16 protein-coding genes are annotated in these 21217 nt (G+C 60.5%); 3 read left to right on the forward strand and 13 right to left on the reverse strand.

Annotation, left to right across the window (positions count from 1 at the left end; all coding sequences use genetic code 11):
• The first annotated feature begins 128 nt into the window (after positions 1-128).
• Positions 129-1400, forward strand: coding sequence for an MFS transporter (locus tag BLX89_RS09660; protein WP_075290537.1), 1272 nt, complete (start codon positions 129-131; stop codon positions 1398-1400).
• A gap of 58 nt (positions 1401-1458) precedes the next feature.
• Positions 1459-3285, forward strand: coding sequence for a translation elongation factor 4 (gene lepA / locus BLX89_RS09665; protein ID WP_425348604.1), 1827 nt, complete (start codon positions 1459-1461; stop codon positions 3283-3285).
• Between the two features lie 75 nt (positions 3286-3360).
• Here lepA and atzF read toward each other — a convergent pair whose 3' ends face one another.
• Genes atzF through BLX89_RS09705 form a run of 8 tightly spaced genes read right to left on the reverse strand, consistent with a single transcriptional unit; the run spans position 3361 to position 11709 of the window.
• Positions 3361-5160: an allophanate hydrolase gene (gene atzF / locus BLX89_RS09670; protein ID WP_075290541.1), complete on the reverse strand. Its 1800-nt coding sequence runs from the start codon at positions 5158-5160 to the stop codon at positions 3361-3363.
• Positions 5157-5510, reverse strand: a complete 354-nt coding sequence (locus BLX89_RS09675) for a cupin domain-containing protein (protein ID WP_075290543.1) — start codon at positions 5508-5510, stop codon at positions 5157-5159. The genes atzF and BLX89_RS09675 overlap by 4 nt, the downstream gene beginning before the upstream one ends.
• Positions 5510-6172, reverse strand: coding sequence for a cysteine hydrolase family protein (locus BLX89_RS09680; protein ID WP_075290545.1), 663 nt, complete (start codon positions 6170-6172; stop codon positions 5510-5512). Before BLX89_RS09680 ends, BLX89_RS09675 begins: the two co-directional genes overlap by 1 nt.
• Positions 6172-7722 carry an ABC transporter ATP-binding protein gene (locus BLX89_RS09685; protein ID WP_075290547.1) on the reverse strand — a complete coding sequence of 517 codons (1551 nt, stop codon included), beginning with the start codon at positions 7720-7722 and terminating at the stop codon, positions 6172-6174. The genes BLX89_RS09680 and BLX89_RS09685 overlap by 1 nt, the downstream gene beginning before the upstream one ends.
• Before the next feature lie 42 nt (positions 7723-7764).
• On the reverse strand, positions 7765-8466 hold the full coding sequence (gene biuH / locus BLX89_RS09690; protein WP_075290549.1) for a biuret amidohydrolase: 702 nt from the start codon (positions 8464-8466) through the stop codon (positions 7765-7767).
• 56 nt (positions 8467-8522) lie between these two features.
• The gene (locus BLX89_RS09695) at positions 8523-9449 is read right to left on the reverse strand and encodes an ABC transporter permease (RefSeq protein WP_075290551.1); all 927 of its coding nucleotides are present in this window, start codon (positions 9447-9449) and stop codon (positions 8523-8525) included.
• Positions 9446-10570 (reverse strand): ABC transporter permease, encoded by a 1125-nt coding sequence (locus tag BLX89_RS09700; protein ID WP_075290553.1) that lies wholly within the window; start codon positions 10568-10570, stop codon positions 9446-9448. Before BLX89_RS09700 ends, BLX89_RS09695 begins: the two co-directional genes overlap by 4 nt.
• Positions 10571-10587: 17 nt before the next feature.
• The gene (locus tag BLX89_RS09705; protein ID WP_075290555.1) at positions 10588-11709 is read right to left on the reverse strand and encodes a BMP family ABC transporter substrate-binding protein; all 1122 of its coding nucleotides are present in this window, start codon (positions 11707-11709) and stop codon (positions 10588-10590) included.
• A gap of 345 nt (positions 11710-12054) precedes the next feature.
• Here BLX89_RS09705 and BLX89_RS09710 point away from each other — a divergent pair, with 345 nt between their 5' ends.
• Entirely contained in the window at positions 12055-12732 is a 678-nt protein-coding gene (locus tag BLX89_RS09710; RefSeq protein WP_075290557.1) for a GntR family transcriptional regulator, read from the forward strand.
• Between the two features lie 2 nt (positions 12733-12734).
• Here BLX89_RS09710 and BLX89_RS09715 read toward each other — a convergent pair whose 3' ends face one another.
• The 5 genes from BLX89_RS09715 to BLX89_RS09735 form a co-directional block, all read right to left on the reverse strand.
• Complete coding sequence (locus BLX89_RS09715) at positions 12735-14705, reverse strand: CHASE2 domain-containing protein (RefSeq protein ID WP_075290559.1); 1971 nt, start codon at positions 14703-14705, stop codon at positions 12735-12737.
• Positions 14705-18412, reverse strand: coding sequence for a FecR domain-containing protein (locus BLX89_RS09720; RefSeq protein WP_075290561.1), 3708 nt, complete (start codon positions 18410-18412; stop codon positions 14705-14707). The genes BLX89_RS09715 and BLX89_RS09720 overlap by 1 nt, the downstream gene beginning before the upstream one ends.
• 93 nt (positions 18413-18505) lie before the next feature.
• Positions 18506-19654, reverse strand: a complete 1149-nt coding sequence (locus BLX89_RS09725) for an aminotransferase class I/II-fold pyridoxal phosphate-dependent enzyme (RefSeq protein ID WP_198935138.1) — start codon at positions 19652-19654, stop codon at positions 18506-18508.
• The gene (locus BLX89_RS09730; protein ID WP_075291082.1) at positions 19651-20289 is read right to left on the reverse strand and encodes a helix-turn-helix transcriptional regulator; all 639 of its coding nucleotides are present in this window, start codon (positions 20287-20289) and stop codon (positions 19651-19653) included. Before BLX89_RS09730 ends, BLX89_RS09725 begins: the two co-directional genes overlap by 4 nt.
• A gap of 50 nt (positions 20290-20339) precedes the next feature.
• Positions 20340-21086, reverse strand: coding sequence for a sulfate transporter family protein (locus BLX89_RS09735; RefSeq protein WP_075290563.1), 747 nt, complete (start codon positions 21084-21086; stop codon positions 20340-20342).
• Positions 21087-21217: the final 131 nt, after the last annotated feature.

The following is a 21217-nucleotide window of genomic DNA, read 5'->3' on the forward strand; positions in this document are numbered from 1 at the left end:
ATTTTCGTCATGCCGCTTTGACGATAGCGGAGCGACAGGAGCGCCTTTACGATGTGAATGGTATTCGGGCGGAAAAACCATCCCGCGCCAATATGTTAGATTGTGCTTGCGGATCGAGGGAAGGTGTCATGGCAATAGCGGGTGAGCTTGAGGAACCGCGCGTTTCCTTTCTTTCCATCGCCAGCATCGTGGTTTCGATGGCCTGCGTTGCCGTCGGCAATGGTCTCATGCTCGCTTATGTGCCATTTGTCCTCTCGCGCGAGGATGCGCCCTCATGGGTCACGGGCGCTGCCGTAACCGCGCTCGCTTTTGGCGGTTTTGCGGGATGCTTTCTCGCGGGGCCCGTCATTCGCCGGGTGGGGCATGCGCGCGCCTTTGCCTGCTCCATGGCTTTCGTCATCCTATCGGCGTTCCTGATTGCGCTTGGCGTCAATCCGCTGCTCTGGGTCGCGGCACGTGCACTCTACGGCATGTCAGGCAACACGAATTTTATCGTCGCCCAGAGCTGGATCAACCATGCCAGCGCCAACAGCTGGCGCGGAAGGGCGATGTCCGCCTTCTACATGACCTATGTCATTTGCCTCGGCGTGGGCGCCTGGATATTCGGCCAACTGCCGGCTGATGGAAACCTGCCGCCGTTGATGACGATCTTCTTCACAGCCATCGCCATTCTTCCGATCGGCCTGACGCGTTTGCCCAACCCGCCGCCGCCGGCCAAGGTGAGTGTCGATATTCCAATGGCTTGGCGCAACTCACCGGTCGCGTTCGTCGGCGTTCTCGCCGCCGGCGGGCTTTCCATGGCGGTACAAGGATTTACACCGATCTATGCGGCCACTAACGCGGTCAGCCAGCAGGACGTGGCGCTGCTGATGTTCGTCATGCAATTCGGCCTCGTCTTCATCCAGTATCCGCTCGGCGCGCTGTCCGACCGGATCGACCGTCGCATCGTGCTGATCATCACTTGCCTGCTGATTGCGGCTGCGGCGATGACCGCGTTTTTCATTCCCTTCTCTCAGCTTCTCCTGCTGATGCTGGTCTTTGCCATATGGGCCGGTGCAGTCGAGGCCGTCTATTCGCTCGCCAACGCGCATGCCAACGATCGCACTGCGCCCGCGGATTTCGTGCCGCTTGCCTCCACCATGCTTCTCTGCTGGTCGAGTTCGGCAACCGTCGTTCCGTTGGCGATTACCGTTCTGACGCCGATCTTTGGGCCGCAGACCTTCATTTACGCGGTGCTAGGCGTTGCCATTGCGTATGCGGCTTTCGTGGCCGTGCGCTTGCGCAATCGCGAGACTGTGCCCACGCATCTTCGCGAAGGCTTCGAGCTCAAGACCGCGCAGATGCCCAATGCGGAGGCTCTGGTCGAGGGCAGCGAAGGCGTGGCGAAGCCTGGAATATAGTCAATAATCCGTTCATTTCCCGCTTTGCGGCGCATCGGAGCACTGCTATATGCGGCCCATGAGCACAACACCTTCAAAGACGCCCCTGTCGCACATCCGCAACTTCTCGATCGTGGCCCATATCGACCACGGCAAATCGACGCTTGCCGACCGCCTGATCCAGACCACCGGCGGCCTTGCCGCTCGCGAGATGTCGGAGCAGGTTCTCGACAACATGGATATCGAGAAAGAGCGCGGCATCACCATCAAGGCCCAGACGGTGCGCTTGCACTACAAGGCCAACAATGGCGAAACCTATGTGCTGAACCTGATCGACACGCCCGGCCACGTCGACTTCGCCTATGAAGTTTCGCGGTCGCTGTCGGCCTGCGAAGGCTCGCTGCTGGTCGTCGATGCGAGCCAGGGCGTCGAAGCCCAGACGCTCGCCAACGTCTATCAGGCGATCGACAACAACCACGAGCTGGTCACGGTCCTCAACAAGATCGACCTTCCGGCCGCCGAGCCGGAGCGCATCAAGGAGCAGATCGAGGAAGTTATCGGCATCGACGCTTCGCAAGCCGTTCTGATCTCGGCCAAGACCGGCCTCGGCATTCCGGACGTTCTGGAAGCCATCGTGCATCAGCTGCCGGCGCCGAAGAGCGAAGGCGGCGAAGATGCACCGCTGAAGGCGTTGCTGGTCGACAGCTGGTACGACACCTATCTCGGCGTCATGGTTCTTGTCCGCATCCTGGACGGCCGCCTGAAGCGCGGCATGACCGTGCGCATGATGGGCACGGATGCGAAATATCAGATCGAGCGCGTCGGCGTCATCACGCCGAAGATGGTCACGGTCGATGAACTCGGCCCCGGCGAGATCGGCTTCATCACCGCCTCGATCAAGGAAGTGGCCGATACCCGCGTCGGCGATACCATCACCGAAGACAAGCGCCCGACGGCAAAGGCGTTGCCAGGCTTCAAGCCGGCGCAGCCGGTTGTTTTCTGCGGTCTTTTCCCGGTCGATGCTGCCGATTTCGAAGATTTGCGCGCCGCCATGGGCAAGCTTCGTCTCAACGACGCCTCGTTCTCGTTCGAGATGGAAAGCTCGGCGGCCCTTGGCTTCGGCTTCCGCTGCGGCTTCCTCGGGCTTCTCCATCTGGAAATCATCCAGGAGCGTCTCGAGCGTGAGTTCGATCTCGATCTGATCGCAACCGCACCGTCCGTCGTCTATCAGCTCTACATGACCGACGGGACGATGCGCGAACTGCACAATCCGGCCGACATGCCCGACGTCGTCAAGATCAAGGAAATCCACGAGCCGTGGATCCGCGCGACGATCCTGACCCCGGACGATTATCTCGGCGGCATCCTCAAGCTCTGCCAGGACCGGCGCGGTATTCAGGTTGAACTCACCTACGTCGGCACCCGTGCGATGCTGACCTACGACCTGCCGCTCAACGAAGTTGTCTTCGATTTCTATGATCGTCTGAAGTCTATCTCCAAGGGCTATGCCTCCTTCGACTACCAGATCACCAACCATCAGGAAGGCCATCTGGTAAAGATGTCGATCCTCGTCAACGGCGAGCCGGTCGATGCCTTGTCGATGATGGTGCACCGCATGGCGGCTGAAAAGCGCGGTCGCGACATGTGCGAGAAGCTCAAGGAGCTGATCCCGAAGCACATGTTCAAGATCCCGATCCAGGCTGCGATCGGCGGCAACGTGATCGCCCGCGAAACTATCTCGGCGCTGCGCAAGGACGTCACCGCCAAGTGCTACGGCGGCGACGCCACACGTAAACGCAAATTGTTGGACAAGCAGAAGGCCGGCAAGAAGCGCATGCGCCAGTTCGGCAAGGTGGAAATCCCGCAGGAAGCGTTCATCGCGGCGCTCAAGATGGGCGACGAGTAAGGTCGTTCTTCGCCACCCTAAAGTTCGATTTTTTGAAGGCCTCGTTTGCATCGCAGACGGGGCCTTTAATCAATTTCAAGCCGATTTTAGATAGTGCCGCCAACCGCCATAGGCGGTGATGTCGGCGGCGCCGGTCAGCGCCACGGATTCGACGAGAAAACCCTTGCATTGACTGCCGTCCGCCAGAGAAATGGTCCCAATCCCCAAGGGCGCGGGGATGGCGGCGACGAAGGTGCCGAAGGCTTCGGGCGTCAGCTGCCAGACCTCAACGTCGATGCTGGCCCCTTCGGAGCCATCGACCCGCAGCATGCCCGGTTTTGGCGGAACGGTGCCGGGCAGGGCGAAGAGCTTGTAGTCCGGCGCCGTCTGCGCGGCGCGCAGAAAGCGGGCCTTGAGAGCTTGCAGTTGATGATTCAGCGGCAGGCCGGAAAGATGGGCGCCGACGACAACGAGATCGATCATGCCCTCTTCGGACGCGGGTGAAGTATCCGGCTTCAGCGGGGGCAAAGGCAAGCCCGTGGCGCCGAGGGTGACGCCGCTCTCCCGGTGAAGGGTTTGGGCAAGCCCCGCAACAAGCGCATCCTTCCCGAAAGGTGCAAGCAGCGTGACGCTCGCGGGCAAACCGTCTTCCCGCTTTCCGGTCGGGACGGCAATGCCGCACATGTCGAGCAGGTTGACGAAGTTCGTATAGGTGCCGAGCCTAGAGTTTTCGCGGATCGGTTCGGCCTCGAGTTCCGCAACGGTGAAATGGCGTGGCGCGGTCGGAACGCAGAAGAGATCGACCGATGCGATGATCGGCGCGACTTTGCGTTTCAGTGCCTGCAAGGCGTAGAAGCCGCTAAAGGCATCTGCAGCCGTGAGCGATTTCGCGGCACCATAAATCTGCCGGGTAACGGGGTGTAGCGATTGCGGGTGCTGATCGAAGAAATCCTTGATCGCGGCATAACGCTCCGCCACCCAGGCGCCCTCATACAGCAATCGCGCCGTTGCATAGAAATCATCGAAGGGGACTTCGACGATGCGATGTCCAAGCGCGGAGAGGGTTGCGATCGCTTTTTCATAGGCGCTTTCCATGGCGTTATCGCCAAAGAATTGCCGATCATCTTTAGCCGGCACACCAATTGTCAGCGCGGGTGGCGTACTTGCTGGTGAGCGGCCCACATCACGGGAATAGGGATCGTCCGCGTCCGGTTTCGCGGCAATCTCAAAGACGCTCCAGGCATCCTCCACCGTCAGCGCAAAGATCGACACGCAATCGAGCGTGCGGCAGGCAGGCACGACGCCCGTGGTCGAAAGCGCGCCGACGCTTGGCTTCAAGCCGACGATGTTATTGAGCCCAGCGGGGATGCGGCCGGAGCCGGCGGTGTCCGTTCCAAGCGCGAAGCTGACGATGCCGCGTGCCGTCGCGACGGCGGAGCCGGAGCTGGAGCCGCCGGGTACGAGTTCAGGGTCGATGGCGTTGCGGGGGATCGGGTAGGGGCTTCGCACGCCGACGAGGCCGGTGGCGAACTGGTCGAGATTGGTCTTGCCGATAACGATGGCGCCGGCGTCTTTCAAGAGCCGCACGACGGTCGCGTCTTGCCGCGGCAGATAGGCATAGTCCGGGCAGGCGGCTGTGGTCGGCAGGCCCGCGACATCGATATTATCCTTCACGGCAAAGGGAATGCCCCAGAGCGGCTTGGCCACTGCATCAAAGGGACCAAGCGCCGATGCTGCTTCCAGAAGGGCTGCACGGTCGGCGACTTCGATGAAAATGCCGGGATCGGCAGCCTCTTCGAGGCGGGCAAAAACGAGATCGATCATCTCCGAAACCGGCCATCCGGCTGCATAGCCGGCGTGCAGGGAGCCGATGTCGAAAGCCTGAGTGTTGCTCATGCGAATTCCTCTTGCAGTATCTTCACCGGCTGATCCCACTGGATCAGCACCACGCATCCCGTATCGCTCCAGACCGAGTGTTCGCTATCCTTGCGGTTGATCACAAGACAGCCTGGGCCGTAATCGCCGGCCTCGTCCGACTGGGTACCCTGAAGCACCATGATGGTCTCTAACCCCATATGGCGGTGGCGCGGTACGGTGGCCCCGGCCTCGTATTTCAGAAGGGCGACGCCGGGCTGGTCGTTTTCGAACGGCTGAATCCAGTGAATGGTGACGCCTTCGCGGAAGGGGCCGAATTCCAGCTCCTTCCAGCCTCCGGTGGCCAGGCTTTCGCGTGTCGTTTCCGGCATCAGGCAATCCCCTCGATGATATCATCGACCGAGCCGACCCAGCCGACGATCGCGCCCTGCGCCTTGATCATGCTGATCGCGGCCGTCTTGAATTCAGGAAAGTAGCTCTCCGTCGCCTCTTCGGCGAGCAGGCATTCATAGCCGCGGTCATTGGCCTCGCGCATGGTGGTCTGCACGCAGACTTCGGTGGTCACACCGGAGAAGACGAGCTGTTCGATGCCGCGCTCCCTGAGGATATCGCCGAGCGGGGTCGCATAGAAGGCGCCCTTGCCGGGCTTCTCAATGACGATTTCGCCATCGACAGGCGCAAGCTCGGCAAGGATCTGTGTTCCCGGTTCACCTGCAATCAGCACCCGGCCCATCGGCCCCTCGTCGCCAATCTTTAGGGTGGGATTGCCGCGGTTGCGTTTTGCCGGCGGCAGGTCGGAGAGATCGGGGCGATGGCATTCCATGGTGTGGATCACCGGTAGGCCGGCGCTGCGAAAACCCTCGATCAGCCGCTTTACGTCTGGGATGATTTTGGTGATGCGGCTGACGTCATTGCCCAAGCTCGCGCCAAAGCCGCCGGGCTCGGCGAAATCGCGCTGCATGTCGATGACGACAAGGGCGATGGCGTCGCGCTTGAGCGGAAAGGAAAAGGGTTCTGCCTTAATCTCCACCATCAGTGATGCCCCGCCATATGCGCGCCGATCACGGATATATCCGCTGAAATCGCCGGCGTTTCATAAACCAGCTTGCCTTCCGACATGACCATGATGCGGTCCGACATTTCCAAGAGTTCGTCGAGGTCCTCCGAAAGCAGCAGCACCGCCGTTCCGGCATTGCGCGCCTTCATGATACGGGCGCGGATCTCCGCGACCGCGGAGAAATCGAGGCCGAAACAGGGGTTGGAGACGATCAGCAGATCGACATCGCCGGTCAGCTCACGGGCAAGTACCGCGCGCTGCACGTTGCCGCCGGAAAGGGCGGCAATCGGCGAGGAATGGGATGCCGTCTTCACCTTGAAATCGGAGATCAGCGAGGCGGCGCGCTGGCGCATACGCTTCATGTCGAGCCAGACGGCGTTGCCGCCGGCCGGCTTCACGTCGAAGGTGCGGAAGGCGAGGTTTTCCGTCACCGTCATTTTGGGCGCGCAGGCGTTGCTGAGCGGCTCTTCCGGAATGAAACGCACGTTGTTGATGCGGCTTTCCTGGCGGGTCGCACCATAGCGCGTGCCCTTGATAGAGATGCTGCCCGCCTCTGGTGGCCGCTGGCCGGCCAGCACCTCGGCCAATTCCTTCTGGCCATTACCGGAAATGCCGGCGATGCCGACGATCTCGCCGGCATGGACGGTGAGGTTGCCGATATCGATCGATTTCAGGCCGGTGCGATCCGGGGCCTTGATGCCGTTGACCATCAGGATCGGCCGGGCATCTGCGGCGACGGGTAGGCGGGTATCAAGCTCCGGCAGCTTGACGTCGCCGATCATCATCGCGGCCATGTCCTTGGTCGAAAGTTCGCTGACGAGGCCGCTGCCCGCCATCTTGCCGCGCCGGAGTACAGTGACGGCATCGGCGAATTTGGTGACCTCGTGGAACTTGTGGCTGATCATCAGCACGGTCAGTTCGCCGCGCTCAGTCATGCCGCGCACCAGCCCCAGCATCTCGTCGGCTTCCGCCGGTGTCAGCACGGAGGTTGGCTCGTCGAGGACGATGAAGCTGCGGCCGAGATAAAGCTGCTTGATGATCTCCAGCTTCTGCTTCTCGCCGGCCGCCAGTTCCTGCACCGGCCGGTCGAGCGGGATCTGGAAGGGCATTTTTTCCATGAAGGTGGCAAGCTCGCGCCGCTCCTTTGCCCAGTTGATGACGGCCGGCACATGGGCGCGGTTGATGACGAGGTTTTCGGCGCCGGTCAGCGATGGAACCAGCGTGAAGTGCTGGTATACCATGCCGAGCCCATAGGTCGCCGCATCTTTCGGCGATTGCACGACGACCTCGCGGCCATCGACGGACAGCGAGCCGGATGTCTGGTGGTAGAAACCCATGATGCACTTGACCAGCGTCGACTTGCCGGCCCCGTTTTCGCCGAGCAGCGCATGGAACGTGCCGGCGGGCACGTTGATCGAAACATTGTCGAGCGCGGTAAAACTGCCGAAGCGCATGGTCATGCCGATGGTCTGGATGCCGACGGCCTTGCCGGCCTCCGGAAGCGGCGTGTCGCGAACCTGAATCATGGTGTTTTCCTTTTCACGTCGATGGGCGGCAAACGGATGAAATCAAGGAAGTGCGGCAATCAGGTCTTTCGAATTGGAAACGGAGCCGAATACGCCGCCCTGCATCGTCACCATCTTCAGCGCGGCGAGGTGGTTGCCGTAATCAGTCGCGCCGCAGCAATCGCCGAGGATCAGGCATTCAAAGCCCCGGTCGTTGGCCTCGCGCATGGTGGTGTGCACGCAGACGTCCGTTGTGATGCCGGTGAGGATGATGTTTTCGATGCGCTTCTGATTGAGGATCAGCTCCAGATCCGTGGCGCAGAACGAGCCCTTGCCCGGCTTGTCGATGATCGTCTCGCCCTCGATCGGGTAAAGCTCCTCGATGATGTCCCAGCCGGGCTCACCGCGCACGAGAATGCGGCCGCACGGGCCGACATCGCCGATGCCGGCGCCGATACGCTGCGAACGCCAGCGCTTGTTGGCAGGCAGGTCGCCGAGATCCGGCCTATGGCCCTCGCGGGTGTGGATGATGTGATAGCCCTTGGCCCGCATGGCGGCGAGTACGGCCTTGATCGGCTCGATGGGTGCACGCACCAGCGAGAGATCGTAGCCCATATGATCGACATAGCCGCCGGGACCGCAGAAATCGGTCTGCATGTCGATGATGATCAGGGCGGTATTATCAGGGCGCAGAGCGCCATTATAGGGCCAGGGATAGGGATCGGCCTTGACGTATTGCCCGGTGGCGGTTGCCTGCGCGTCCATCGTTGTGAACTCCTGTTAAGGGGACGACCGGAGGCGGTGTCGCCTCCCGTCAGATGTCATTTCGTGATCGACAGGGCGCCGGGTGCGCCGACAAGCGCACGGGTCGGCGAGGATGTCGCGATGAGGATGGCAAGCGTCAGCACGTAGGGGGCCGCGTAGAAGAGGTAGTAGCCCTGTGTCACACCCACGGACTGAAGCGCCGGGCCAAGTGCACCGGCTCCGCCGAAGAGAAGGGCGGCGAGGAAGCAGCCGATCGGGTTCCAGCGGGCGAAGATCACCAGCGCCACCGCCATCAGGCCCTGACCGGAGGAAATGCCTTCGTTCCAGGAGCCGGGATAATAGAGCGAGAGATAGGCCCCGCCGATGGCGGCCAGCGCGCCGCCCGCAGCGGTTGCCAGAAGCCGCACCGTATCGGGGTTCAGGCCCATGGCGCGGGCCGCATCGGAGCTGTCGCCAACGACGCGCAGGATGAGGCCGATGCGGGTGTTGCGGAAGGCCCACCACAAAGCCAGCGCCAGAAGCCCGCCGACGATGAACAGCACATTGATTGTCAGTGCCGATTGCACCTGCGGAAGATCCGACCAGCCGCCGAGCGAAATCGAGGGTAGACGCGGCGCGACCGGCTGGATGAAAGGTTTGCCGAGAAAGAAGGCAAGCCCGAGGCCGAACTGCATCATGGCGATGCCGATGGCGATATCGTTGACCTTGGGGAACTTGCAGATGAAGCCGTGCACGAGCCCGAAGATCGCACCGGTCGCCATGGCCGCGAGCACGCCTATGTAGGGCGATCCGCTCATGACCGCGACGGCATAGGCCGTCATGGCGCCGAAGACGAGCGTGCCCTCAAGCCCCAGATTGATGCGGCCGGAGCGCTCGGTGATCGCCTCCCCGAGGCTGACGAAGATGAAGGGGGTGGAAACGCGGATCGCGCCTGCCAGGATGGCGAGCGGAACGCCCCAGATGCCGATGCCGTCTTCCATCACGCGCTCCTTTTCCAGAGATCGGGGTTGAACATCTTGAAGCGACCGTAGAGCGTTTCGCAGAACAGGATGACGATGAAGAGCGTGCCCTGCAGCACGAGCACAGTCGCATCCGGCAGGCCAAGACGCCGCTGGATCAGTCCGCCCGAGGCATCGATGCCGCCGAGCAGGATGGCGACGGGGATGATGGCGAGCGGGTTATGCCGGGCGAGGAAGGCGACGAGGATGCCGGTATAGCCGTATCCCGCGGCAAGCGAGGCATTGGCGCTGCCCTGTACGGCGGCAACTTCCACCATGCCCGCGAGACCGGCAAAAGTGCCGGCAAGCGCCGTGAAGCCGACAATAAGCTGGCCAACGGGCAGGCCCTGAATCTGCGCTGCCCGCACATTGCCGCCAGCGATACGGGCGGCAAAGCCGACGCTGGTCGTCTCGATGATGATCCAGGAGACGATGCAGGCGACGACACCGATCGCCAGCCCCCAGTTGACGTCCATGCCGGGGATATTGCCGAGCATATAGTCCGCCGGCAGCGGTGTGGTCGAAGGTTTGTTGAGGCTGGCGGGATCACGCAGCACGCCTTCGATGACGTGGTTCATGAGGGCGATGGCGATATAAGCGAGCAGCAGCGAGGAGATGGTTTCGTTGACGCCGCGATAGTGGCGCAGCAGGCCGGCGAGGCCGATCCAGATGCCACCCATGATCATGCCGGCGACGGCCATGATAACGAGCACGATGGCCGGTGGCAGAACGCCAATGAGCGGAAGGGCCGCCGCAGCGGCGGCAACACCGCCAAGCACCACGGCCCCCTCGCCACCGATGATGACGAGACCAAGCCGCGCCGGAAGCGCGACGCAAAGCCCTGTGAGAAGTAGGGGAGCGGCACGGCTAAGACTGTTCTGGATCGAGAACCAGCTGCCGAAGCCGCCTGTGTACATCAGCTTGAAGAGGTCGATAGGCGATTTGCCGACCAGCACGATGAAGATGGAAAAGAGCGCCAGCCCCGCCAGGATCGCCCCCAGCGAGATGACCACCGGCTCCGCCTGTCGTGCCAGCCATTCCAGCACGGCGGAGGGGTTGCGTGTCGAAAGCACAGGCTCGCTCGACAGATTGGCTTGGATCGTCATGGCGCTCTTCCTTCCGATCAGGATGTCGAGCCGACGACACCCTCGACGAGATAGGCCATGCTCTCGAGCTCGATCGCATCTTCGGCGAAGGCCTGCCCTGCCGTCACGACATCAGCGCCCTTGTTGTCCTTGAGCGGTCCTTTAAAGACCGAGAACGTGCCGGTCTTGATTTCGGCGAGCGTCGCATCGAATTTCTTGCGGGCTTCTTCTGAAACGCCCGGCCCGAGCGGGCTCATCTTGACGAAGCCATCCTTCAGGCCGCCCCGGACGAAGTTGCCGAGCGGTTCGCCGGCCTGCGCCTTCTTGATGAAGTCGGTGTAGACATTGCCCCAGGCCCATTCGGCGCCCGTGAGATATTTTTCAGGCGCAAGCGGGCTCTGGTTGGCGTGGTAGCCGCAGATAAAGGCACCACGGCCGGCAGCGGTTTCGACCACCACCTTCGGGCTATCGACATGGCAGGTGATGACGTCGGCGCCCTGGTCGATCAGCGCGTTGGTGGCTTCGGCTTCCTTGACGGCCAGCGACCATTCGCCGGTGAAGATCACCTGGCAGGTGATCGTCGGATCGACGGAGCGGGCGCCGAGCAGGAAGGAGTTGATGTTCTGCAGCACCTGCGGGATCGGTTTGGCGGCGACGAAGCCGATCTTCTTGCTCTTGGTCGCATAGCCGGCATTGATGCCATTCAGGTACTGGCCCTGACCGATATAGCCGAAATAGGAGCCGGTGTTGGCGGGGTTCTTGCCCTCCTGCCAGAGGCCGCCGCAATGGCGGAACTGAACGTCCGGGTACTTCTCGGCCATCGCCAGCATATGAGGGTCGAAATAGCCGAAGGAGGTCGGGAAGATCAGGCCCGCGCCATCGAGGTTGATCATGGATTCCATTGTCTTCTGGACATCCACGGTTTCCGGCACGTTTTCCTCTTCAATAATGGTGACGCCCGGCAATGCTTTGATAACCGCGGCGCCTTCGGCATGGGCCTGGTTGTAGCCGTAGTCGTCCTTGGGGCCGACATAGATGAAGCCGACGGTCAGCGCCGTTTGCGCCGATGCCGAGCGATAGAAGAGGGAGTTGGATAGACCGAGGGCGGCAGTGCCGGCGACGGTTGTCTGAAGAAAACTGCGGCGGGTCATCGGGGTCATGATCAGTCTCCTCGCGGCTCATGCCGGGTTCACAAAAGGTCACAAGAAACTGTATGCAATGTGCATGCCAATTTATAAGAAGCTGTTTTGTAAAGGTTTTGATAAGCTGTTTTGATAGACGTGGATAAACTGTATGCAGTTTTCAGGAAAAATAAGCTATAAATTCGCCATTGTCTAAAATTTACGCATTTCCGTGGATACGGATAGCGAATTATCGTCGGTTTGGAGGTCTCTGCCGAAAATTCCAGGAAAAACGCAATTTTTATAATAGCTTGTATGATATTTGACATCCATGGATGTTCGTTGCATCTGTATGCACTGTGATTGGTTGGATAACATGCCGTCGTGAAATCAGTTCGAAAGAGAGAAATCGTGCGTTCCGGCACCACCGTCGAGCAGATGGTTCGGGCGATTGCGGATCTCATCGTCACCGGCGCCATGCAACCGGGCGACCGGCTGGACGAAATCTCGCTTGCCAACCGCTTCGAAGTGTCGCGCACGCCGGTTCGCGAGGCGCTTAGCCAGTTGTGCGCCATGGGCCTTGTGGATCGACAGCCGAACAAGAGTGCCGTGGTCACCAACGTTACGCAAAAACATCTGACCTCGATGTTCGAGGCGATGGCGGAACTTGAAGGTATCTGCGCGCGTCTTTGCGCCGAGCGCATGACACTGGAAGAGCGAAAGCTTCTGGAGGCAGAGCATCTTGCATCTGCCCGTCTCGTGCATCGCGGTGCCGAGGAGGAATACGAGGCTCACAACACCGAGTTTCATAGCCGGCTCTATTACGGCGCCCACAGCGACCATATCACCGAACTCGTCACCCAGACCCGTGCACGCCTTGCGCCTTTCCGCCGCGCGCAGTTCCGTATCGCCGGGAGACTTGCGCAATCCTTCGCGGAACATGACAAGATCGTTACGGCCATTCTGCAGGCAGATGGCGCCGCCGCAGGACAGGCGGCTTACGCCCATGTCTCGATCGTGCGAGAGGCGAGCAGTGTTTTCGCCACGGTTCCAGTCAAATAATCTCAAACCAGACGGTCGGCCACCATTTGGTAATACCGTACCAGTTCGGGAAGTGCGTCAGGTAGCTCGGAGAAGGCAGGATCTCCGGCATCAAGCGTCCCTCCATATTTGCGCTTCAGAAATTCTTCGTGCTTGGTCCGGGCGGCTGCCGTCGCCTTGTTTAGCACGGTGAACACGGGCGAGAGTGTCGTGCGACCCTTGACCTTGATGCTGTCTAGTTCGACGGTGATGAACTGGCTTGCCGCAAGCCGTGCCGTCTCTTCGCCAATCAAAAGCGGAACCCCGTAGTTCTTCGATTCGCCTTCCAGCCGCGATGCCAAATTGACGCTGTCGCCCAGCACCGAATAGTCGAAGCGCCGGGTAGACCCCATGTTGCCGACGACACACTCGCCGGTATTGATGCCGATGCCGATCTTCAGCACATGCGGTTTGCTGAGGACCGCATCGGCTTCGCGTTTCAGCTCGGCGTTCAGCACCTCGATCGCGGCAAGCATTTTCCGCGCCGCATCAACGGCATGAATTGCGTGGTCCGGATCATCCAATGGGGCATTCCAAAAGGCCATCAGGCAATCGCCGATGTACTTGTCGATCGTGCCCCCGCTTTCCAGCACGATTTCCGAGAGTGGCGTCAGCAGCCGGTTGATCAGCGTCGTGAGTTGTTCGGGATCGTCTTTCAGCGCCTCGGAGATCGTGGTGAAGCCGCGCACGTCGCAGAAAAGGATTGTCAGGGTGCGGCGCTCGCCACCGAGCTTCAACTGGCTGGGGTCGTCTGCCAGGCGTTCCACGAGCGCCGGCGAAAGATAGCGGGAAAAGGCGTTGGTAATGTCCCGCCGGCTGCGGCGCTCCGCAGCGTAGTCGAGCGTCGCCTGTCCCGTGACAACAAGCAGAAAGGCAAGCGCCGGGCCGGCGGGCGAAAGGAAGGTTCCATTCACCGTCAGGGCAAGAAAGCTCACCGCTGCGAGGAGCGGCAGGACAACCAGAGTGACGGCGGCTGTCTCCCATCCGGTCGAGCGCCAGCAAAGAGCGGCGGCCGCCAGTGCCGCGAGCGTGATCGCCGCGATCACCGCACCATGGCTGGCGCGGGCGATGAACAGGTCGTTGGTGATGTTGTCGAAGATCGTTGCCTGGATCTCGGCGCCTGAAACCAGATGGCCGGTATGCACGGTAAAGGCGGTTGCAAACGTATCGGTACCACCTTTTTCCAGTGTCGGCGCGTTCTGCAGGCTGAGCCCGATAATGACGACGCGATTCTTGAAAATATCCGGCGGCAGGAACTCATCAGGTTTCAGAGCCTGGTAGTAGGATACGGTCGGATAGGTGCGAGCCGGCCCGAACATCTGGATCAGCTGGTTTCCGGCGTCAGCCGATACCGGGCGCCCGGCAATGCGGGCAAGCTCGGCGGCAAAGCCATCGCCATAAGGCGGGATCTGCCGCAGGGTTCCATCACGGTCCAGATGAACCGATGCAATACCTGTCGAGGCGCCCCGGGCTATGAACTCTGCCAGCGGTTCGGTCCGGATGAACTGTTCTGCTTGGGGTGTAACGATCAGGCTTTCGTCGCCGGCCAGCACCACGTCGGGTCCAAGGGCGGCTGCCAGCGCCACGTCGTTTTGCGGATCTGCAGCCGGCTCTGCGAAGATCACATCGAGGCCGATCGCTTTCGCTCCTGCCGCGCGCAGCGCTTTGACGAGCTCCGCATGCAGGGCGCGGGGCCAGGGCCATTGACTGCCAATCTCCGCCATCGACGGTTCGTCGATGGCAACAACGATAGGGCTGTCTTGAGGGATGGCTGGGGGGTGAAGGGTGGAGAGATAATCGAAACTGCGAAGCTCGATCAGAGACCACGGCGACGTATAGGAGAAGAGGGCGAGCGCGATAGTCACCAGAAAGCCCAGAAGCACGAGGCCTGCCTGCCGCCGCCGCGTCTTTTGCTGCTGGGTACGCGCCTGCCCGTTCCTGCCCTTGCCCGCCATTAGAACCGCACCGAAAGCGTACCCTTGACCGTCGGCCCCCAGCCCTTCACGCCTGGCGCCAGTTCGAAATCCTCGTCAAGCAGGTTGTAGCCCGACAATTCCAGCTCGATCTGCTTGTCGAACGGCTCCCAGACGAGCGATGCGTCGAGCGTCCAGTAATCGTCGAGTGTTTCACCGCCCCCGCCTTGCCGCTCGCCGACATAGTTGGCTGCGAGCGTAGCCTTGACGTTGATGGGATTGACCCAGGTGAGCGCGACCTGACCCGTCTGGTCCGGCACGAAGATCAAAGGATCGCCGTAGTCGGCGGAACTCGGGTCAAGATTCTTCGAGTCCAGCCGGGCATAGGTTGCGGACAGGCCGAAACCGTGGCCGAGCGCGAGATTGGCATTGAAGGCCGCGCGATCAATGCGTGCATCTTCGAAATTAAGGGTTGCCACAGCGAGCGGCTGGGCCAGAGAAACTCTTTTTGCATCCTGATGCTGGTAATCGAATGCGGTAAAAAACCTGTCGGACCATTGCGCATCCCAACGGAAAGCGAAGGTATCAATATAGCCGTTATCGGCAAGCCCTATCTGATTGCTTTGCAGGCCAACGACGCCAATTGGTGCAAGGGTCGGCGAGGAAAAGTTTTCACCCTCTCGTAAATAACCAAAGCGCAACCATTGGTCATCGATCGGGCTCCATGCAAGACCAAGCCGAGGCTCGAAACGATTTGTGTGATCCGTATCGGTATCGAGAAACCGCCCGAAAATCGCTGCCTCAAGTGTCAGATCGGGCGCCGCCTCGTAGCGCAGGTCTATATAGGCGCGGCCGACCCGGGTGGTATCATCGATTGAGTTATAGCGAACAGGAGTGGGATCAGGCACGCTGGGTATATCGATATCGATATCGATATCGAGTATTGATATCCCTTGATTTTTAACAACGCCGCCTTCCACACCGTATCGCCAGACAAGATCGTCGTCACCGACCATGTGGCTGATCGCTGCGATGTAACTTCTGGATCGGACCTCATCCTTTTTGGTCAAAGAAACCGACGCAACATCCGGAAACCCGTCGCCATTTATATCATCACCTACCCCATCTTCATCTATATCTATGGGTCTTTCATTGGTCACTGTCTCAGAGATCGAGGCTTTGTTAGCCGTATAAAACAGGCCGGCATTCAGAACGTTTTCGTATCCAAACGTATGGCTCCAAGCCAAGCCTGTTGAAAGATCAGAGGCATCAACGCCGAAATTGCGGCCGGCGACATCCGGTTCGTTAAAAACATCCTGCACATCGTCTGCCGTGGAATAGGTCGTAAAGGCAACGATCCTGTCGTCCGGAGTGGGAGACATCGTTACGTAGCCGTTGCCGCTGGAAATATCGACATCGTGATTGACGCTTATTCCGTTCGCGAAGTTGAATTCATCTCGCGGTCGGCTCCAGCTTATGTCGCCCTGAATGCTGATCGGAAACGGCGCGAAGGTGAAACCGCGGATCTCGGCCCCGCCCGTGTAGGTCGTCTCCCGTCCACCGGTCAGAAAGCCGCCCGTCAGTTCGGTCTCGAAAAATGGCTCATCGAGAAGGTTTGTCGTTCGCTCCCGGCCGGTTAGCATATGCGGTCCCAGCATCAAACCTTGGATGTAAGCGGAATCACTGTCCTGGTTGCCGATCGGCGACCAGGGGGCGAGGCTGGTCGAATAGATGTTGAGAAACGGGCTGACGCTACCACGCACGGACTGGTCAAAATAGCTGGTTGCTGTAAACGGATCGAAGACAGCATCGCCATAATATTGCCCCCATGCGTCCAGTCCCTGCAGCCGGAAGGCATCGTTGAGGGTAGAGCCGGCGGTCTGGTTGGCGCCAAGCGAGGCATAGTCACCGCCGCGGGCGCGCGTCAAACGCATGATCTCCTGAGCGTAGCGAATGGCGCCCTCGGCATCATATTCATCGATGGCGATTGCAGTACGGACAATAGGAATAACGGGATCGTAAGGATCAAGTCGCTCGGCATTATCGAGTGCCTGAGCTGTCGGGTCGCGTTCCTTTTTCGCGTAGTGAGCTGCGGCCAACAGAACCTGGGTGTTCGACACGCCGGGATTGGAGGCAGACGCCGCCAGCAGATCCTGCATGCCCTTGTCGACCTCCCCCATCTGCAGATGATATCGCCCGCGCGCGAGAAGCACCAAGTCGAAACTCGGGTCGATCTTTGTGACGAGATCGATCTCCCGCTTGGCTTCTTCCATGCGCATCTCGTCGAGATAGAGAATGGCAAGGTTGGCATGGGGAAGCGGATCGAGTGGATCGAGCTCGATCGCCTTCTTCAATGCTTCCTCAGCCTTGCGATTGTCATCGCGGTCAGAATGGGCGAGCCCCAGCGTATTCCAGACGCCACTGTCTCCGGGGGCAACCTCAGCGGCGCGCAGCAGGTCATCGACGGCACCCTCGCGATCGAAGCTGATGCCCATTTTGTAGGTGGCGCGCGCTTCAAGCGCCGTCGGGTTATCCGGATCAAGCATCAAAGCTCGATCAATAGCATGCTTTGCTTCAGTCTCATCTGCCAGCAGGATGGCAAGCTGCGCACGGCCGGCCGGCAGCGAAGCATCGTTCGGGTTGGCCTTCTCCGCCGCTTTTACGATCTCGAGAGCTGTACGGATATCGTTGCGGAAGCCGGCGATCCACGCCTTGCCGATCACCGCAGACGCGCTGTCGACGACATCGGGGGGTGTTTCGATACGATTGGGGTCGGCCAGCGATCGCGCGATGAAACCGCCGTAGCGGGCGATGTTGGCCCGGCGCTTGTCAAGATTGCGTTGCGTCTCGGCAAACAGTTTCGCCGCGTCCGCATAGCGATTTTCCGAGCCGGCGATCATTGCTTCCAGCAGCGTGACGCGGGCGCGCTGGCGGCGGTCAAGCCCCTTTGCCTTCGCCGCTTCCATGGCCTGACGTGTCTTCTGCTTGCCGTCAAGCGTCAGGCCAACTTCGGCAAGAGACAACCAATCCTCGGCGCTTCGGGTGCCTTCCGGCTGTGCCGCGATGCGATCCCGTGTCTGACGCTGTTCTTGCGCCGTCAAATCCGTGGGCGGCATCCAGCGGAAGGAATCGCGCAGCTGCAGGCTGAACAGCATCTGTTCGCGTTCCTTCGGCTTGGCGATGATGATCTTGGCGGGCGCCTTACCGATCGAAGCGACCGCACCTTCACCCTGATTGACTTCGACGCTGCCGAAGTCGTTCCTGAGCTCCACCTTGCCTTCCAGAACGATCAGCGATGTCTTGCCGTCAGCACCGACCGTCAGGGTCCAGTCCGTGCCGCGAATGGCGGCTGCCGCGGCGGGCGTGCCGACCGTCAATCCTTGCCCGCCGCGTTCGGCGCGGGCCCAGATGGTGCCGGATTGAAGCTCCAGATCCGTGTCGCCGTCCGTCCGCATGGCCTTGACCAGAAGCGAGGTGTTGCGGCCAAGGCGGACCTGGGTGCGATCGGCAAAAAGCACGGCGAGCTGGCCGTTGGCATTGGTGCGCAACACGTCGCCCGTCAGCAAATCCTGCTGAAGATCGACATAACGCCAGCCGGATACATCGACGAAACGGACCTCTTCACCGGATTTTCGCGCGATAACGGAGCCGGCCGCCGGCAGGTTACGCGGCAGCGGATCTGCCAATGCCGTCGTGGCAAGGCAAAGTAATGCCGTTGCAGAAAGCCGCCCCAATAATACATGCGTCATGCAAGTTCCCCGTATTGCACAGTGGATCACTGGCCAGCACGGTAGAAAATGTCAAGTCGGAAGGGTGTTACCAAGGTTTCCTGGCGGAAAAACTCAATAACGATCGTTGCGCATCAGGTATTTTCCGAGCGCAGAAAGTCCTTCGCGTAGGTCGAGATGGCCAAAGCCGACACGCAGCCGATCCTGCGGCACGGGACCAAGGTCGGAACGATAAACGCTGGAAGGCAGGAAGAAGACGCCAGCCTCTTCCACGAGCTTTTGCGTGAAAGCCTCGACGCCGTCCGGTCCTTTGTAGCGGATGAAGGCGACGCATCCTCCATTCGGTTCCTTCCAATCAAAGATATGGGAATAGTCGGCAAAGAAATCGTTCAGCAGGCCAATATTGTTGCTGACGATCCCGCGGGTGCGGGCAAGAACCGTTTCACGGTTGCGCAGCGCGATGCGTGCCAGAACCTCCGATGGGGCGGAATTGCAGATCGAGAGATAATGCTTGTAGCGCTCGAACCGCTGCAGCAGCGCGCGGTCCTTGCAGGCGATCCAGCCGATGCGCAGGCCCGGCAGGCCATAGGCCTTGGACATGACGTTGAGCGAAATGCCGCGTTCATAGACATCGACGGCCTGCGGCAGGCGCAGCTCCGGCGTGCGCTCGATCAGGCGGTAGACCTCGTCGCTGAACAGCCAGATGCCATGTTTGCGGCAGAGCGTGACAAGTGCGTCGAAGGTTTTGCGCGGCAGAATCTTGCCGGTCGGGTTGTTGGGAAAGTTGATGGAGATCAGCTTCGTGTTTGGACGGATAGCGGCTTCCACCTTGTCGATATCGAGCGACCAATCATCATTCTCGTCGAGCGCAATGCCGGTAACGGCGCAGATGGAGAGCGGTATCGTCTCCGCGGCCTGATAGTTGGGCGTGATGACGATCGCATGGTCGTCAGCGGTCAGCAGCACCTTCATGGCGATATAGATGCCCTCTTCGGCGCCAGCAAAGCAGAGAATGTCTTCCGGTGCGGTGCTGTCATAGGTGCGGCTGATTTCGGCGCGCAGGGCCGGGGCGCCATAGGTCTGGGTGTAGCTGAGGCTGAGGTTTTCGAACTCCGCGCGCTCGCCGTCATTGGCCAGCGCAAGCAGATCGGGCAAGCGCAGGCTTTCTGCGTCCGAGCCGGTGAGATTGTAGCGGGCAACGAATTCCCATTTCGACATATAGGCTTCGAGCGCGAAATCGCGCATCGCAGGAGCTTCGGTCATCTGGTTTCTCCGGAAGAGGGGCGGCGGCCACGGGCGGCGGCGAGGCGATTGTAGATGGTGGCGCGCGACAGGCGCAGGATTTCGGCGACATAGGGCACCGCCTTGCGGATTTCGAAGATGCCGCGGGCTTCGAGCAGCAGTAGCAGGTCGTCGATATCGCCGCTGGTGAGGCCGGCAAGCGAGGTATTGCGTTCGGAAAGATGGTCCCCGACGACAGCGTTGATCGTCTCGCGCCAGTCACCCGCCATCAGGGCGGAGGTTCCAGGTGAAGGTTCCGGCAGAGAGAAAAGGCTTTTCAGCTGATCGCCGAGCGCGGCAAAAGTCTCGATATCCTGATTGATGCAGAAGAGCCCGATCGCCTTGCCGCCCTTATCGCGAAGAACCGCGGTGATCGATTTCAGCCGCCGGCCGTCCCAGTTTCGCTTGGCGTAGGGGCCGATGAGGTCGGCGTCGCCATCGGCGCCAATGCCGTCATCCGTCAGCGAGGCATCGCCGGGGCGGCGCTTCGAATAGCCATTGGCGATATGGGCGATCTTACCCGTCGCAAGGTCGTGCAGCACCACCTCGACATGGGGAAAGAATAGTCGCGCAATCGCGTCGGCAACCGGAATATGGGCATGGATCGGGTTCGTCATGCCCGGATCATGATAGTGATAATACAAATTGTCAATATTAGATTTTTTGTCTAAATTGGCTTTGGCGAACCTGTTGCTGCCGCAATCCGGGCGAAGTCCGGATCACGCGCGGCAAGCCGCTTGTAGAGATGCACCATCATCGCGCCGGCAAAGAGCGGCGTCGTCAGGTTCAGAATCGGAACGGCGAGGAACGCGGCGATAATCACGCCGGCGGCAAGCACTGTGCGTGAATGTTTGGCGCGGAATTCCCGCGCCGCTGCCGGCGGCAAATGGCGCATGGCGGCGAACTCGAAATATTCGCGGCTCAACAGGTAGGCGTTGACGGCGAAGAATGCGATCAGGTTGATGCCGGGTATCAATAGCAGGAAGAGGGCGCAGAGGTTGCCGATGATGACGATGCCGAGAAACTTGATCGTCGCCCCAATGGCTTCTGCGAGCGGCAAGGCGCGACCCGGCGGGTCGGCGGGATAATCGCGGCGCTCGATTGCCTCGGCCACGTCATCGAGAAAAAATCCGGCAATCAGCGCCGTCACGGGCGCCATCAACAGCGCGAGCCCCAGTGCCAGCCCTAGGCTTGCAAAAAGTCCGAGAACGAAGGTGAGCCAACCTGCCCAGTCCGGCGTTCCCGGCATCCACTGGTCAATGAATGGCAAGGCGAAATAGATGAAGCTTTCTCGCAGCGCAAGCCAGAGACCGACAAGCACGAGCAGCGTCAGGCCAATGACCTTCCAGAGAACCGAGCGTGCTTCCGGTGCGAAGAGGTTGCCAAAAGCGAGCCGTGCCGCGTCAAAAATCATGCTGGTTTGTCTCCATTGTCTTCAGAGCATGTAGGCAGGTTCAGAACCTGCGGCAAGGCGGTCGGTTTGAACTTGGAAATGCGGATGAAAATTCATGTGCGCGGAGGGGGAAATCGCTGCAAAAGCCGTGA

The organism is Pararhizobium arenae (assembly GCF_001931685.1).
In the GTDB taxonomy this organism is placed as follows: Bacteria; Pseudomonadota; Alphaproteobacteria; order Rhizobiales; family Rhizobiaceae; genus Pararhizobium; species Pararhizobium arenae.

Bases quoted from the DNA above. Each gene is read 5' to 3' on its own strand.
- BLX89_RS09660 (WP_075290537.1), top strand. From the start codon at position 129: ATGGCAATAGCGGGTGAGCTTGAGGAACCGCGCGTTTCCTTTCTTTCC.
- lepA (WP_425348604.1), top strand. From the start codon at position 1,459: ATGAGCACAACACCTTCAAAGACGCCCCTGTCGCACATCCGCAACTTC.
- atzF (WP_075290541.1), bottom strand. From the start codon at position 5,160: ATGAGCAACACTCAGGCTTTCGACATCGGCTCCCTGCACGCCGGCTAT.
- BLX89_RS09675 (WP_075290543.1), bottom strand. From the start codon at position 5,510: ATGCCGGAAACGACACGCGAAAGCCTGGCCACCGGAGGCTGGAAGGAG.
- BLX89_RS09680 (WP_075290545.1), bottom strand. From the start codon at position 6,172: ATGGTGGAGATTAAGGCAGAACCCTTTTCCTTTCCGCTCAAGCGCGAC.
- BLX89_RS09685 (WP_075290547.1), bottom strand. From the start codon at position 7,722: ATGATTCAGGTTCGCGACACGCCGCTTCCGGAGGCCGGCAAGGCCGTC.
- biuH (WP_075290549.1), bottom strand. From the start codon at position 8,466: ATGGACGCGCAGGCAACCGCCACCGGGCAATACGTCAAGGCCGATCCC.
- BLX89_RS09700 (WP_075290553.1), bottom strand. From the start codon at position 10,570: ATGACGATCCAAGCCAATCTGTCGAGCGAGCCTGTGCTTTCGACACGC.
- BLX89_RS09705 (WP_075290555.1), bottom strand. From the start codon at position 11,709: ATGACCCCGATGACCCGCCGCAGTTTTCTTCAGACAACCGTCGCCGGC.
- BLX89_RS09715 (WP_075290559.1), bottom strand. From the start codon at position 14,705: ATGGCGGGCAAGGGCAGGAACGGGCAGGCGCGTACCCAGCAGCAAAAG.
- BLX89_RS09720 (WP_075290561.1), bottom strand. From the start codon at position 18,412: ATGACGCATGTATTATTGGGGCGGCTTTCTGCAACGGCATTACTTTGC.
- BLX89_RS09725 (WP_198935138.1), bottom strand. From the start codon at position 19,654: ATGACCGAAGCTCCTGCGATGCGCGATTTCGCGCTCGAAGCCTATATG.
- BLX89_RS09730 (WP_075291082.1), bottom strand. From the start codon at position 20,289: ATGACGAACCCGATCCATGCCCATATTCCGGTTGCCGACGCGATTGCG.
- BLX89_RS09735 (WP_075290563.1), bottom strand. From the start codon at position 21,086: ATGATTTTTGACGCGGCACGGCTCGCTTTTGGCAACCTCTTCGCACCG.